Below are 13891 nucleotides of genomic sequence, written 5' to 3'. Positions count from 1 at the left end.
CTGATGAGCGGTAATGCGTGCGTGAGAAGCTTGCCGAATGGCAAGTGAGGCGTGCTGCTTGAGTAAAACTGCCCGCCACACAGGGCGTGTGGCGGGCTTGGCGGCGTGGCTTAGCGGATCTTCAGTTTGCCGATGCGGTCGTTCTCCAGGCTGCCTAAATAAAGGTAGTCGCCCACTGGTTTTACCGAGGTGATCATGCGCAAGTGGCTGCCGCTGGTGTCGTGCAGGCTCTGAATAATCTGGCCTTGCTCGTCAATCGCAATCGCCAGCCCGTAAGGCGTCGCTTTCGGCCACATGGCGCGCGGCAACTTGGCGATCTGTGCTTTGAGCCAAGGGTGCTGATGCAGAAAGTCGGCGTCCGATTTGCGCGGGGAGGGCAGCGCCACCCAGAACGTTCCGGCGCGATCGCCCTCAAGGTTGTCCGGCAGCCCCGGCAGGTTGTCGATGAACACCTCGTGCTGTCCGGCCTTGTCGCCCTTGAGCCAATAACGGGTGATGCGGTAACGATACGTCTCATTTACCAGTACGAAGTCTTCTTTGGCCGACAGGGCCACGCCGTTGGCAAAATACAGGTCTTTGAGCAGCACCTGGGTTTTGCCGGTGCTTGGCGAGTAGCTTAGCAGGCGGCCCCACGGGCGGGCTTCCAGCAGGTCGAGCAAGTAATCGGGTTGTTCGAAGCGTGAGCTGGCGTCACTGAAGTAAATCGTCCCGTCGTTGGCAATGTCGAGGTCGTCGGTAAAGGCGAATGGCAGGCCGTCGGCTTCGGTTGTGAGCACTTTGATCGCACCCTGCGGATCAATCGACAACAGGCCTTTATAGGCATCTGCAACGATCAAGTTGCCCTGTGCATCGAAGTCCATGCCCAGCGGCCGGCCTTGGGTGTCGGCGAATAGCTCAACCTTGTCATTGCTGTCGATGCGCACAATCGTGCCGTCTGCCTGGCCTGCATAAACGCGGCCCTGAGCATCTACTGCGGTGTCTTCCGGGCCATGCAGTTTGCCTTTGCCGACAAGTTCGGCCTTCATCAGCGTGTCATTCGGTTCCAGCACGCCGGTGAGTGTCGGTGCGGTCGGTGCGTTCCAGGCCAGCGGATCAATCGGGCTTGGCGTGATGCCGAGAAATATCGCACCGGCGGCAATCAGCAGAAGCAGCAGGCCGAGCACTTTTTTCATTGTTGTTATTCCTTGTGGTGAAGACAGAGGTCCGCTCGCAGGTTACACAATCCATGCGCGGCTGTGATAACCATTGCTAAGTGTGCTGCGCCAGTATTCAGGGCGTATAGGTCAGTTGCCGATGAGCGCGCGGCGTTGCTGGCGGTGAATTGCCTATGCTGTGGAATAGTCCGTAGCCATTTTCAGGCTTGAGTCGTTTGCGGGCGTTAGCGACTGATTTTGCAGGCTTGTGGCCGCATTGCCGCAGTTGCTGCCCCGCGGAGGGCGCGGGCATATATACTGCGTCGCATTCTTTATGGGGAGAGCCGTGTGGCGATTGATATTCAGTGGATTCTGGACGATGCAAGTCTGGCACAACATTGCGCGCACTGGCAGGGCTTGCCTTTTGTGGCGTTGGACACCGAGTTTATGCGGGTCGATACCTTTTACCCGATTGCCGGCCTCATCCAGGTCAGCGAGGGTAAGGACGCTTATCTGATTGATCCGCTGCAGATCACTGACTGGTCGCCGTTTGCCGCTCTGCTGGAAAATCCGGCAGTGACCAAGGTTTTGCATGCGTGCAGCGAAGACCTTGAGGTTTTCATGCGTCTCACCGGCAGCGTCCCCGTGCCCTTGTTCGACACCCAGATTGCTGCCGGTTACCTGAATATCGGTTTCTCGATGGGTTATTCGCGTCTGGTGCAGACTCTGCTGGACATCGAATTGCCTAAAGGCGAGACCCGCTCCGATTGGCTGCGCAGGCCGCTGTCTGACACCCAGATCAGCTACGCCGCAGAAGATGTGGTGCATCTGGCGCATGTCTATAAAGAGCTGCAATCGCGCCTGCCGGCCGACAAGGCCGAGTGGGTGCTGGAAGATGGCGCCGAGATGGTGGCTAATCTGAGCCGCGAAGTCGCGCCCGATGAGCTTTATAAAGACGCCAAGCTGGCCTGGAAACTCAATCGCCAGCAGCTCGCCGTGTTGCGTGAGCTCTGTGCATGGCGCGAGCATGAGGCGCGTGCGCGTAACTTGCCGCGCAATCGTATTTTGCGTGAGCATTCTTTATGGCCATTGGCCCGCACGCAGCCGGATAATCTGGTCACATTGGCGCGTATCGAAGAGATGCACCCTAAAACCGTGCGTCAGGACGGCGAGTTCCTTCTCAATCTGATTCGTGAAGCAGGCTCGACACCTGAGCCGAGTTGGCCGGAGGCGCTGCCAGAACCCTTGCCGATTGAAGCGTCGGGCATTCTCAAGAAGCTGCGCGTAATGGGTCAGCGCGAAGCTGAGCGGCTGAACATCGCCCCCGAGCTGATGCTGCGCAAGAAAATTCTCGAAGCTTTGCTCAAGTCCGGCTACCCCAACGGCCCGTATCAATTGCCCGATTCGCTCCGTGGCTGGCGCCGCGAGTTAATGGGCCAGGCATTGCTTGATTGCCTCGATAAAATCAGCAACAACACCGCTGGAGAAACGGCGTGAAACGCATCTGTTCGATCTACAAAAGCTCGCGTAAAAACGAGATGTACCTTTATGTGCTGAAAAGCGATGAGCTCAAGCGCGTGCCTGAAACCCTGATGGCCGCTTTTGGTACGCCGACGCTGGCCTTCAGTATGGTCCTTACGCCCGAGCGTGCGCTGGCCCGTGAAGACATCAACGAGGTGCTGGCCAATCTCGACAAGCAGGGTTATCACCTGCAAATGCCGCCGCCGGAAGACGACTACATCGAGCACCTGCCCGAAGAACTGCTGCGTCGTAACGATCCGGTATAACCCATGCGCCTGCTGATTGCCGAAGCCGAACATGCGCGCTACGCCGAGCTGCTGGCGCCTGCCACCGGGCACATCGAGGTGCGCGCCGAGGCGGATGTAAACGCGCTGCTGGCATTGGCCGACGGTTGTGACATTTGGCTCGGGCAACCCGATTTACTCGCTGCGCTGTTGCGTGGCGGGCATAAGCCGCAATGGCTGCAATCCACCTGGGCCGGCATCACGCCGCTGCTGGCGGCAGATCTGCCCAAGGATTACCAGCTAAGCCGTGCGGTCGGCATCTTTGGTCAGGTCATGGCCGAATATGTGCTGGCGCATATGCTTGCGCACGAGCGCAGCCTGTTTGCCCGGCGCGCGGCGCAAGCTCAGCAGCACTGGGATAACCGCCTGCCGCGCAGTCTTGCCGGGCTCAAGGTGTTGATTGTGGGCTGTGGCGATATCGGTCAGGCGGTTGCAGAGTTCCTGCAGCCGTTTGGCGTCGAGTTGACCGGCATCGCCAGTCAGGCTCGCCAGCAAGCGCCATTTTCCAAGGTGTTGGCAATGGACGCCCTGACGGCGCAATTTGCCAGCGCCGACTATGTCGTCAACCTGCTGCCCGACACGCCCGCAACACAGAATATCTACGACGCAAAGGCATTCGCTGCGATGCAGGCCTGTCCGGTCTTTATCAATGCGGGGCGCGGCGTGGCGGTCGTCGATGCGGATCTGGTCAGTGCCCTGCAACAACAGCAAATTGCGGCGGCGGTGATTGATGTTTGTCGTCAGGAACCCTTGCCAGCGGGGCATATGTTTTGGGGCGCGCCCAATCTGTTGCTCACCGGCCACAGCTCTGCACCGACTCAGCCAGCGCTGATGGCGCAGTTATTCATCGACAACCTGCAGCGCTTCAATAACGGCGAGCGGCTTCACGGCGCTGTGGATTTCGCGCGCGGTTACTAGGTTTTCAGGTGTTGCCGGACGCAAACGGAGCTTTTCGGCTCAGGCGCTATACTTTTATTGCGCAGAGCGGGTTTCGCCATCTTGGCCGCATCGAGGTGGCACGCTAGACTGCCGACCCATTCTCAGTACTCGCGTCGTTAACACCATGGCAGCTAAAGTCGAACCCTTCTGGAAACGCAAAACGCTTGATCAGCTCGATCAGCAGGAGTGGGAATCGCTGTGCGATGGTTGCGGCCTGTGCTGCCTGCAAAAGCTTGAAGATGAAGACGATGGCAGTGTTTTTTACACGCGCATCGCCTGCAAACTGCTCGATCTCAAGACTTGCCGCTGTACTGACTATGCTAACCGGACCCAATTCGTGCCGGATTGCATTCAGCTAACCCCCGCTCAGGCCGATCAGTTTCAGTGGTTGCCGCCGACCTGTGGTTATCGTCTGGTCAGCGAAGGCAAGGATCTGCCGCTCTGGCATCATCTGGTCTGCGGTGATCCTGAGGCTGTGCACATCGAGCGTATCTCCCAGTCCGGGCGCATGCTGAGCGAGCAAAGCGTACCCGAGGATGACTGGGAGGATCACCTGATATTCCGCGCGGGTTGATACCGGCGCATTTCTCGCTGTTTAAATGCTTTGCGGCGCCCGCACGTTGCAACTGTGCGGGGCGCTGCAGGTCTACCTATATCTGATCAGTCTGTTCTGGAGCTGCTTGCAATGTCGATTCGTCGTACTCTGTTGTCTGTTGCACTGCTGGGCATCAGCGCGCCACTTTGGGCCGCTAAAAAAGTTGATCTCGATTACAACGTAAGTTTCTTGCCAGAGACCGATCAGGCCGAAGTCAGCATGACGTTCGAGGACGGCGAGCCGATCAACAGCCTGTCGTTCAATCTTGGTAAAAACGGTGCCTACAGCGACTTTACAGCTGCAGATGGCGAGTGGACTCAGGAAAGTCCCGAGCGCGGGATCTGGAAGCCGGGCAAGGGCAAGTCGAAGCTGACCTACCGGGTAAAGATCAGCCACGAGCGCGACAACAAGCGCTTCGATGCACGCATGACGCCGGACTGGGCGCTGTTTCGCGGCGACAATCTGGTGCCAAGCGCGGCGATGAGCATTCATGACAAAACCGAGCTGGTAGCGCGCCTGCAGTTTGATCTGCCCAAGGGCTGGCCTGCGGTCGAAACTGGCTGGCCGCGCATCGGCAAGAACAAGTTCCGCATTGATAATCCGCTGCGTAAATTCGACCGCCCGACGGGCTGGATGCTGGCCGGTAAAATCGGCTCGCGCCGCGCGCAGTTGGGCCTGACCGATGTAACCGTGGCAGCGCCAAAAGACGAAGGCATGCATCGCATGGACGTGCTGACGCTGCTGACGTTCATCTGGCCGGAAATGCAGTCGGTATTCCCGCGTGATCCCGCCAAGTTGCTGATCGTAGGGGCCGGTGATCCGATGTGGCGCGGCGGCCTGTCGGCGTCCAACTCGTACTTTATGCACGCGGATCGTCCGCTGGTCAGCGAGAACGGCACCAGTTCATTGGTGCATGAGTTGGTGCATGTATTCAGCCGCATTAACGACGCCGACAAGAGCGACTGGATCAGCGAAGGTCTGGCCGAGTATTACGCCATTGAGTTGATGCGCCGTGCCGGCGGCATGAGCGAAGATCGCTACCAGATCGTGCGCAAGAAGCTGATTGACTGGAGCCGTCCGGTGAAAAGCCTGCGCACCGAAAACTCGACCGGCCCGGTAACCGCGCGGGCGGTGTTGCTGTTCCAGGACCTGGACCGCGAAATCCGCAAAGCCACCAAGGACGCCAACGGCCGCTCGCTTGATGACGTCGCACGCGGCCTGATGCGACTGGACAAGGTCACCACCAAAGACGTGATTGATATCAGCGAGAGCGTGATGGGCAAGCCGTCAGACGTGCTTGACACCAAGCTGCTCAAATAACCGTTGATGACGGGACAAAGGCTGCCGCGAGGCGGCCTTTTTTGTGGATTTGTGTTGGTGGGGATCCGCTTGCGGCTTCCGACATGGTTATTCCGGCGGGTTCACTCGAGGGCATTTGCGCCTGCGAGATCGCTCGACGGATTGCGTTGCTACGCGCCGCTATCCATCCTCCGGGTGTTTGGTCTTGCGCCGATTTTCGAATGATGGTTTTTCGGAGGTTGGAATCCGCATCGCGGCTTCCGACATGGCGATTCGTCGGGTTCACTCGGCTGCATCGGCGCCTGTGAAATTGCCCGACGGATTGCGTTGCTTCGCGCCGCTATCCATGCTCCTTTGTTCGGGTCTTGCGTTGAATCGGTTGTCTAACGCTGGCGCTAAGCCTGATTTGTTTTCGTTCTCCGGTCACCTTTTCGCCCTTACGGCGAGTCACTTTTCACAATCGATTGAAAAGTAACCAAAAGATCTTGCCCCTCCATTGGGCCTCGCTGCGCTCGGCTTCCCGCATTCCATCGTTGCTCCGTGGGCACGCCGCGATGGGCCGTCCTTGGCCCAGCGCGACTCTCGCAGCATCCATGCTGCTCAACCCACTGCACAACGATTGCATTTGGCCTGCTGGAAAGGGGCGTTGGCGGTGTTTGGAAAATCGCATTACAGGCTGCAACCGCTGCTTTGCTTCAACCCCTGCATAGCGCATTCGGCACAAACAACTCGGTCGCCTGGTCCCGTCAGGAGGCTGAGTGGAGGTGGTGTGGAGTTGGGCATTTGGCAAGGACGCCAAATGAGCCATCAAGGGACAGGGACGTCCCTTGATGGCGACCAACGGAACGGCGCCGGAGCGAGGGAAGTTTTGCGCAGCAAAACCCGCATGCCGGGTGCGCTTTCTCTTTGGTTACTCTTCTCTTTGCGCAAACAAAGAGAAAGTCACTCGCCGTAAAGGCGAAAGGCTGACTAAAGAATTACAACAATCCCAGCTTAGCGCCAGCGTTCAAAAAACCGAGAAGCCCCCAAAGGCAAATCGCACGGAGGATGGATAGCGGCGCGTAGCAACGCGATCCGTCAAGCGATTAAGAAGGCGCAGTTGCCGCCGAGTGAATCAGATAGACCGTCATGTCGGAAGCCGCGACGCGGATTCCAACCTCCGCCCGTCTACGATGCGGTGCAAGTCTCAAGCATACGGAGGATGGATAGCGGCGCGAAGCAACGCAATCCGTCGGGCGATCGCACAGGCGCCGATGCCGCCGGGTGAATCAGATAGATCGTCATGTCGGAAGCCGCGACGCGGATTCCAACCTCCGCCCATCGACGATTCGGTGCAGATCTCACGCATACGGAGGATGGATAGCGGCGCGAAGCAACGCAATCCGTCGGGCGATCGCACAGGCGCCGATGCCGCCGGGTGAATCAGATAGATCGTCATGTCGGAAGCCGCGACGCGGATTCCTTTCTCCCCCATTCGAAAATTCGGTGTAGTTCTAACGCATACGGAGGATGGATAGCGGCGCGAAGCAACGCAATCCGTCGGGCGATCTCACGGGCGCAGATACCGCCGTGCGAATCAGTTAAACCTCCACGCCCAATGCCGCCAAGCGACGCCGTCCGGCCGCCATACCGCAGATCAAAACCCCATCCAATCCTCAGTAATAAAGCGGCCCCGACTTGGTATTCAACCCTTTAGCCATCCGGTCATACAGCACCACATTCACCGTCGCCGCGAGGTTCATGCAGCCCTCGGTCGGGATGTAGATAACATCCTCACACCAATCACGAATCTCCTGATTCAGCGAACCATCTTCTGGCCCGAAGATATAAATCGCCCGGTCCGGGTGGGTGTAGGTCGGCAACGCTTGCGCGCCTTCGACCAGTTCAACAGCCACCGGCGTGCAGCCCAAAGGGACGATCTTCTTCAGGTCATCAATGCCGATCAGCGGGATGTCCAGATGGACGCGTTTGGTGTCGGTGATAAAACTCTGCGCGCGGTCATAGCGCACGCCGGTATAGAACACGCTGCTGACGCCATAGCAGCCAGCTGCACGCATCACCGCGCCGACATTTTCTGGCGACTTGGGGTTGTACAGGCCGATGCAGCTGAATCGTTTGTTTGCCACCGAAAGTGCCCTTTGAATGCAAAGGGCGCAATTATACGGCCTGACAACGCTTTGGGCTTACTCTTTGCTTTTCAGCAATGCAGCCAGGTCGGCAAAGGCTTTGTGGGTCACTTTCGGGCCGGAGCTGCCTGCGGTGGTTTCACTGAAGTATTGCTGGTCGGTATAGCGCGAGTGCTCGTTGTCATGACAGAACAGGCACAACAGTTCCCAATTGGAGCCGTCTTGCGGGTTGTTGTCATGGTTGTGATCGCGGTGATGAACGGTCAGCTCGCTCAGGCGCTTGCCGGAGAACTCCCGGGCACAGCGCCCGCACACGTGCGGATACATCTTCAGGGCCTTATCGCGGTAACCGGCTTCGCGGCTGCGCTGGGCGTCAGCAAGGATACGGTCTAGCTTGGCGGTGGGGTTGTCGGTGCTCATTAGTCTGTCCGTGGCGGTGCGTATATGGGCTTAGTTTAGTCTGCCCTTGGCGCCGGGAGAACAACTGTATTGCGGCTTTTTAGCGGCTTGGGCCTAAACTGCAATGTACCTGACAATTTTGGCTTAAGCCTTGGGAGTACTGCCGTGAAAGCCTTAGCCGTAATGTTGTGCACCTTTGCGTTGCTGGGGGCGAGTGCAGGTGTTGTTGCGCAGACGTATCCAATGCCTTCGGTCTCCGGCGGCAGTGGCGGCGCCGGTACGGCCAACCAGAAACCCTATACACCGGTCACGCCACGCGGCATGCCTTCGACTGCGCCGAACAATCCCCCGCTGATCAGCCCGTCGCTAACCGATAAGCCAGCAGCGCAGACGCCATTGCGCCGGCCTGTCGATAGCCTGGCGCCGCCGGATAAAGACCTGCAATTGCTTGAGCAGCAGCGCCAGCGCAACAGTGAGAAGGCTAAAGACCCAGCACCTTGAGGATGAACGCGTATTCCAGCGCGACATCTTTCAACGCCTGATACCGGCCGCTCATGCCGCCATGCCCGGCATCCAGATCGGTTTTCAGCAGCAACAGGTTATCGTCGGTCTTGCGCACACGCAGGCGCGCCACCCACTTCGCGGCCTCCCAATATTGCACCCGACTGTCGTTGTAGCCGGCTACCACCAGCATGGCGGGGTAGGGCTGGGCGCTGACGTTTTCATATGGCGCGTAGCCTTTGATGCGCGCGTATACCTCGGGCTGATTCGGGTCGCCCCATTCGTCGTACTCGGTAACCGTGAGCGGCAGATCCGGGTTGAGCATGGTGTTGAGCACATCGACGAATGGCACTTCGGCGATGGCTGCGGCGAACAGTTGCGGTCGCTGATTCAGCACGGCGCCCATCAGCAAGCCGCCGGCGCTGCCGCCACTGATAACCAGCTGCTGGCTGCTGGTGTAGCGCTCGGCAATCAGGTGCTCGGCGCAAGCGATAAAGTCACTGAAGCTGTTTTGTTTGTGTTCGAGCTTGCCTGCCCGATACCACGCTTCGCCCAATTCGCCGCCGCCGCGCACGTGGGCGATGGCGAAGACGAAACCGCGATCAAGCAGGCTCAGGCGTGCGTGCGAGAACCACGGGTCGAGGCATTCGCCGTAAGCGCCATAGCCGTATAGATACAACGGTGCAGGCTGGCCGAGAACTTCGCGTTTGGCGACCAGGCTGATGGGCACTTGAGTGCCGTCGGCAGCGGTGGCCCAGATGCGTTGGCTGACATAGGCATCGGCATCGAATGGGCCTTCGACGGGCGTCTCTTTGAGCACCTGCTGTGCGCCGTTTGTCAGCGTCAGTTGGCGGATTTGTGCCGGGCGATTGAGTGCCTCGTAGCGCAGACGAATGGTGCTGCTGGCAAACTCCAGCGTGTCCTGCACATAAAGGTTGTATGCCGCATCTGGCAGCTGGATACGGTACTCGGGCAATTCCTGCGGATGCACTTCGACTACCGGCAGCCCAGCTTCACGCAGGCTCAGAACAAACGCCGCATGGTTGAGGCTTACGCCTTCCAGCATGACTTGCGGGTTGTGCTCTATGAGTGTTTGCCAGTGCTGGCGCTGAGGCGTGTGTTCGGCTGCGGTGTAAAGGGCGAAGTTGATGCCGCTCTGGTTGCTGCGGATAAACCAGCACCATTGGCCGTTGAGCTGGCCATGATCCACCTCGTATTCGTGGTCTTCCTCGCGCGGGGCCACGCAGTTGAAAGGCTGCTCGGGTGTTTGCGCGTCGAGCGTCCAGACTTCGGTGGTGGTTTTACTGCCGAGCATCAGCAATAGCTGGCGCTCGGAACTGCTGCGGTAGCAACTGACAAAGAAGCGCCCGTCCGGCTCGTCGATTACCAGTGCGCTGCCAGCTTCGCCAAGTCTGTGGCGGTGCAGCTGGTGCGGGCGGTGGGTTTCATCAAGGGTGGCGAAGAATAGGGTCTGGCTGTCATTAGCCCAGGTCATGCTGCCATCGCATTGTTCGAACGGCAGTTCGAGGGTGTCGCCGCTGTCGAGTTGCTTGACCCGCAGCTGATAAGTTTCCTCGCCACTGGTGTCAAGGCTATAAGCGAGGCGCTGATGATCCGGGCTGATGCTGAACGCGCCCAGCGACAAAAAGCCGCCGCCGGCTAATTCATTAGGGTCCAGCAGCAGTTGTTCCGAGGCGCTGTCGACTTGCAGTGAGTCGTCGGCCGGGCGCTTGCAGCGGTAATGGCGCGGGTATTCATCGCCTGCCGTGGTGCGTTGATAGTAGAGATACGGTCCCCAAGGCGAGGGCAGCGATAAATCGGTTTCGCGGATACGTCCCTTGATCTCATCGAACAGGTTGTCGCGCAACTCACGCTGCTCCGCCAACTGGGCTTCAAGGTAGGCATTTTCTGCCTTGAGATAGTCAAGTACTTCGGGGCTGTCGCGGTTCTCCAGCCAGCTGTAAGGATCAGCCCCTTGATTGGATTTTGCGATGGGTGCGGGCAGCATATAACGGCTCCAGATTCAGGGTTGATCAACAGCAGGCGCGCCGGATCGATTAAAAGTCGCTATCATAAGCCGCTATTAGTGACCCTCGCCATGTCAGGAAACCGCAGCATTATGATTGAGAACGACAACCTGCTCGCCTGGGCCGCCTACGCAATAGCTGCGCTTGGCTGCCTGTTGGTCTGGCTGCGCATGACTGGCTGGATGTGGCGTTATGTGCGCGAACCATTGCGTGTGGTGATGGCGGTGCTGTTGCTGAGCCCGACGATTGTTGATCCGGCCCGGGAGTTGTTTGCACCTGCTATCGCGGTTATCGCGCTGGATATGCTGTTTAATGTGGGCAACAACGCCTGGCGTGCGGTGGCGGACCTTGCGCTCTACGGCATGATTGCTCTCGCGGTCTACCTGGTTTTCGTTGCTGTGCGCTGGCCCATCGAGCGCTGGTGGCGCAACCGGCAGCAGCCTGCCAACCCAGTCGAAGAGGCTGATGAAGACGCCCCCACACTGCGTGAAATCATGGCTGAAGGACGACCGCAGGCCGCGAATACTGGCGGGCGCATCGAGCCGCGTCTCTAAGTCGCAGCCGGCAACTGGCCGGCTGCATCCTTTTGGCGGCTTGGCCGCTGGTCTGTAGGTTGTATCTACTTTTATGCTTTGATTAGCGCTCGGGTTTTATCCGCCGAAGTGTTTGTCACGCCGCGACTTTGTGATGCCTGGCGCAAGGAAATTAGCCATGTGTGAGCTTTTAGGCATGAGTGCCAATGTACCCACCGATATCGTCTTCAGCTTTACCGGGCTGATGCAGCGTGGCGGTTGCACCGGACCGCATCGCGATGGCTGGGGCATTGGTTTTTATGAGGGGCGCGGCCTGCGCCTTTTTCAAGACCCGCGTGCGAGCAGTGAGTCCGAGGTGGCGCAGTTGGTTCAGCGCTATCCGATCAAGAGTGAAGTGGTAATCGGGCATATCCGTCAGGCCAATGTCGGCAAGGTGTGCCTGGCCAATACGCATCCGTTTGTGCGTGAAATGTGGGGGCGCAACTGGTGCTTTGCGCACAATGGTCAACTCGCCAATTTCAATCCTGAACCCTCGTTTTATTGCCCGGTGGGTGACACCGACAGTGAAGCGGCGTTCTGTGACCTGTTAAATCGTCTACGCTCGCAATGTACGGGGCCCACCAGCCTTGAAACACTGTTGCCGGTGCTGGTTGAGGCCTGTGTGGAATATCGTCGTCTAGGTGTGTTCAACTGTCTGCTCAGCGATGGCGATGTGCTGTTCAGCTTCTGCTCGACCAAGCTTGCGCACATAACGCGGCGGGCGCCATTTGGTCCTGCGCATTTGCGTGATGCGGACTTGCAGGTGGATTTTCAGGCGGAAACCACGCCGGATGATGTGGTCACCGTGCTGGCAACCGAGGCCTTGACCGATAACGAACGTTGGCAGGTTTATCAGCCAGGTGAATGGCGACTGTGGCGCGGCGGTGAGTGCATTGCTCAGGGGCTGAGCGCCTAGAACGACAGGCCCATTGTGGGTAAAGACACTCGTGGATAACAGGACAGGGGGACGTGCATGTTGATGAGCTATCTGCGCTTGGCATTATTCGCTCTGGGGTTGTTGGTCGGGGTGCAGATCCCGGGTTTTATGGCGGACTACAGTAAGCGTGTCGATGCGCACCTGACCGAATCCACGCAAAGTATTCAGGGTTTTCGCGCCACTGCCAGCCGGTTTTTCGGCGGCGATCTGAACAAGCTCATCGCCTACTACCGCGAGAGTAAAGACCCGGTTATGCGCAATGATGCGCAGAGCGTCAGTACGCTGGTCTCGCGCGCCGGCCTGCTAGAAGCTGAGGCCAAGGCCATGCAGGGCCCGTGGTACGCCCAAGCCTGGCACTTGCTGACACGCGCCGATCCGGCGCTGCTCAATGAAACCTACGCGGCATATCGTTATCAGGTGCTCCTGGCCCCCGAAGCCATCGCCTGGGGCATTGCCTGCGCCCTGTTGCTGGCCTGGCTGATAGAGGGGCTGTTGCGCGCCATTGGCTGGCTGCTCGGCTTTCGCGGAGACAGTCGCATGCGTCAGCGTCACTGGTAAAAGTGACGCCTCTGTCTCGCCTGCCAGCCGCTATGCGCTGCGGCTGTCAGCGCCTGCCGAGAATGATCAGCATCACCCCGCCCAACGTGATGACGCAAGCGAGCATGGCCAGTGCGCTGAGTTGCTCGCCCAGCAGCAGATAGCCAAGCAACAGCGCCACTACCGGATTGATGAAGGCAAAGGTCGATACCAGGCTCGGGCGTACTTCGCGCAGCAGCCAGAAGTAGGCAGGATAAACGCCAAGGCTGACCGGCAGCACCAGATATGCCATCCACAACCATGACTGTTGGCTCAGCCCGCCCAAATCGAGGTGTTGCCAGTCGCCATGCAGCACGCCAAACAAGCCCAGTAACACCGCACCCACCAGCATTTGCAGGCTCAAACCGAGCCAGCTGGAGCGAAACGCCGGTCTTTTGCGCAACATCCACACGCCGCATGCCCAGATCAGCGTGGCGCTGACGACAACCAGGCCGGCAAACAACTGCGGCCCCGATGCGCTGGTCTCAAGACCATTGCTCATCAGCAACACAATGCCGGTGCACGCAATGGCCAACCCGAAAAGTACCCAGACTGGCGGGCGCTCTCCGAGTACCCATTCCAGCGCCACACTCCAAAGCGGCAGGGTGGTGTAGAGCATCGCCACCATGCCGGTCGGCAAGAACTGGTTGGCGTAAATCAATGCGCCCTGACCGACTGCAATCAGCGCCAGGCCGCCGATGAAGACCCCGCCGAGATCGCTGCGTTGCAGCTGCAACTTGCCGCTGAGAACGACCCAGATAAACGCCAGGCTGCCTGCCAGCGTAAAGCGCAGGCAGCCCAACACGAATGGCGGCAGTTCTTTGAGCAGGAAATGGTTGGCCAGGTAGGTTGTACCCCAGCCCAGATAAATGACGGCGAACGCGCCGATCAGCAGCAGGCTGCGCGCGCGGGGAGTTGCAGTGGGCATGATTGACCTAAAACAAGCGCGCGCCCAAGTGGGCGCGCTGGTTAAAAGTAGCTC

General features: G+C 58.9%; 14 protein-coding genes. 9 read left to right on the top strand and 5 right to left on the bottom strand.

The window, feature by feature from the left end:
• Positions 1–110: 110 nt before the first annotated feature.
• Positions 111–1172, bottom strand: coding sequence for an SMP-30/gluconolactonase/LRE family protein (locus BM395_RS01670; protein ID WP_090508650.1), 1062 nt, complete (start codon positions 1170–1172; stop codon positions 111–113).
• Positions 1173–1481: 309 nt separating this feature from the next.
• Between BM395_RS01670 and rnd the strand changes: the two genes are divergently transcribed.
• The 5 genes from rnd (at position 1482) to BM395_RS01645 (ending at position 5792) form a co-directional block, all read left to right on the top strand.
• Positions 1482–2630 carry a ribonuclease D gene (rnd, locus tag BM395_RS01665; protein WP_090508649.1) on the top strand — a complete coding sequence of 383 codons (1149 nt, stop codon included), beginning with the start codon at positions 1482–1484 and terminating at the stop codon, positions 2628–2630.
• Positions 2627–2920, top strand: coding sequence for a YcgL domain-containing protein (locus tag BM395_RS01660; protein ID WP_069899112.1), 294 nt, complete (start codon positions 2627–2629; stop codon positions 2918–2920). Before rnd ends, BM395_RS01660 begins: the two co-directional genes overlap by 4 nt.
• 3 nt (positions 2921–2923) lie before the next feature.
• A complete protein-coding gene (locus tag BM395_RS01655) occupies positions 2924–3856 on the top strand; it encodes a D-2-hydroxyacid dehydrogenase (protein WP_090508648.1) in 933 nt (310 codons plus the stop codon).
• 145 nt (positions 3857–4001) lie between these two features.
• Positions 4002–4451 (top strand): YcgN family cysteine cluster protein, encoded by a 450-nt coding sequence (locus BM395_RS01650; RefSeq protein ID WP_069899108.1) that lies wholly within the window; start codon positions 4002–4004, stop codon positions 4449–4451.
• A 111-nt stretch (positions 4452–4562) separates the two neighbouring features.
• The gene (locus BM395_RS01645) at positions 4563–5792 is read left to right on the top strand and encodes a hypothetical protein (RefSeq protein ID WP_090508647.1); all 1230 of its coding nucleotides are present in this window, start codon (positions 4563–4565) and stop codon (positions 5790–5792) included.
• 1634 nt (positions 5793–7426) lie between these two features.
• On the opposite strand, the gene BM395_RS01635 is transcribed toward BM395_RS01645, so the two are convergent.
• Both BM395_RS01635 and BM395_RS01630 read right to left on the bottom strand, forming a co-directional pair.
• The gene (locus BM395_RS01635) at positions 7427–7897 is read right to left on the bottom strand and encodes an RNA methyltransferase (RefSeq protein ID WP_069899104.1); all 471 of its coding nucleotides are present in this window, start codon (positions 7895–7897) and stop codon (positions 7427–7429) included.
• A gap of 57 nt (positions 7898–7954) precedes the next feature.
• Positions 7955–8317, bottom strand: coding sequence for a YajD family HNH nuclease (locus tag BM395_RS01630; RefSeq protein ID WP_069899102.1), 363 nt, complete (start codon positions 8315–8317; stop codon positions 7955–7957).
• 144 nt (positions 8318–8461) lie between these two features.
• Between BM395_RS01630 and BM395_RS01625 the strand changes: the two genes are divergently transcribed.
• Entirely contained in the window at positions 8462–8797 is a 336-nt protein-coding gene (locus BM395_RS01625) for a hypothetical protein (protein ID WP_141124068.1), read from the top strand.
• Here BM395_RS01625 and BM395_RS01620 read toward each other — a convergent pair.
• Complete coding sequence (locus BM395_RS01620) at positions 8778–10805, bottom strand: S9 family peptidase (protein ID WP_090508644.1); 2028 nt, start codon at positions 10803–10805, stop codon at positions 8778–8780. The genes BM395_RS01625 and BM395_RS01620 overlap by 20 nt on opposite strands.
• Positions 10806–10916: 111 nt before the next feature.
• Between BM395_RS01620 and BM395_RS01615 the strand changes: the two genes are divergently transcribed.
• The 3 genes from BM395_RS01615 (at position 10917) to BM395_RS01605 (ending at position 12891) form a co-directional block, all read left to right on the top strand.
• Positions 10917–11378, top strand: coding sequence for an MFS transporter (locus BM395_RS01615; protein ID WP_178115980.1), 462 nt, complete (start codon positions 10917–10919; stop codon positions 11376–11378).
• A 157-nt stretch (positions 11379–11535) separates the two neighbouring features.
• The gene (locus tag BM395_RS01610) at positions 11536–12312 is read left to right on the top strand and encodes a class II glutamine amidotransferase (protein ID WP_069899096.1); all 777 of its coding nucleotides are present in this window, start codon (positions 11536–11538) and stop codon (positions 12310–12312) included.
• A 57-nt stretch (positions 12313–12369) separates the two neighbouring features.
• Positions 12370–12891, top strand: a complete 522-nt coding sequence (locus BM395_RS01605; protein ID WP_090508643.1) for a DUF2937 family protein — start codon at positions 12370–12372, stop codon at positions 12889–12891.
• A 46-nt stretch (positions 12892–12937) separates the two neighbouring features.
• On the opposite strand, the gene BM395_RS01600 is transcribed toward BM395_RS01605, so the two are convergent.
• Positions 12938–13837 (bottom strand): EamA family transporter, encoded by a 900-nt coding sequence (locus tag BM395_RS01600; protein ID WP_090508642.1) that lies wholly within the window; start codon positions 13835–13837, stop codon positions 12938–12940.
• Positions 13838–13891: the final 54 nt, after the last annotated feature.

Origin of the sequence: Pseudomonas marincola (genome assembly GCF_900116605.1) — a bacterium.
GTDB lineage: Bacteria > Pseudomonadota > Gammaproteobacteria > Pseudomonadales > Pseudomonadaceae > Aquipseudomonas > Aquipseudomonas marincola.
Note: the sequence above shows the minus strand (reverse complement) of the source record. Positions and strands in the feature narration are given on the sequence as shown.

Bases quoted from the DNA above. Each gene is read 5' to 3' on its own strand.
- BM395_RS01670 (WP_090508650.1), bottom strand. From the start codon at position 1,172: ATGAAAAAAGTGCTCGGCCTGCTGCTTCTGCTGATTGCCGCCGGTGCG.
- BM395_RS01605 (WP_090508643.1), top strand. From the start codon at position 12,370: ATGTTGATGAGCTATCTGCGCTTGGCATTATTCGCTCTGGGGTTGTTG.
- BM395_RS01650 (WP_069899108.1), top strand. From the start codon at position 4,002: ATGGCAGCTAAAGTCGAACCCTTCTGGAAACGCAAAACGCTTGATCAG.
- BM395_RS01630 (WP_069899102.1), bottom strand. From the start codon at position 8,317: ATGAGCACCGACAACCCCACCGCCAAGCTAGACCGTATCCTTGCTGAC.
- BM395_RS01655 (WP_090508648.1), top strand. From the start codon at position 2,924: ATGCGCCTGCTGATTGCCGAAGCCGAACATGCGCGCTACGCCGAGCTG.
- BM395_RS01600 (WP_090508642.1), bottom strand. From the start codon at position 13,837: ATGCCCACTGCAACTCCCCGCGCGCGCAGCCTGCTGCTGATCGGCGCG.
- BM395_RS01615 (WP_178115980.1), top strand. From the start codon at position 10,917: ATGATTGAGAACGACAACCTGCTCGCCTGGGCCGCCTACGCAATAGCT.
- BM395_RS01645 (WP_090508647.1), top strand. From the start codon at position 4,563: ATGTCGATTCGTCGTACTCTGTTGTCTGTTGCACTGCTGGGCATCAGC.
- BM395_RS01610 (WP_069899096.1), top strand. From the start codon at position 11,536: ATGTGTGAGCTTTTAGGCATGAGTGCCAATGTACCCACCGATATCGTC.
- BM395_RS01620 (WP_090508644.1), bottom strand. From the start codon at position 10,805: ATGCTGCCCGCACCCATCGCAAAATCCAATCAAGGGGCTGATCCTTAC.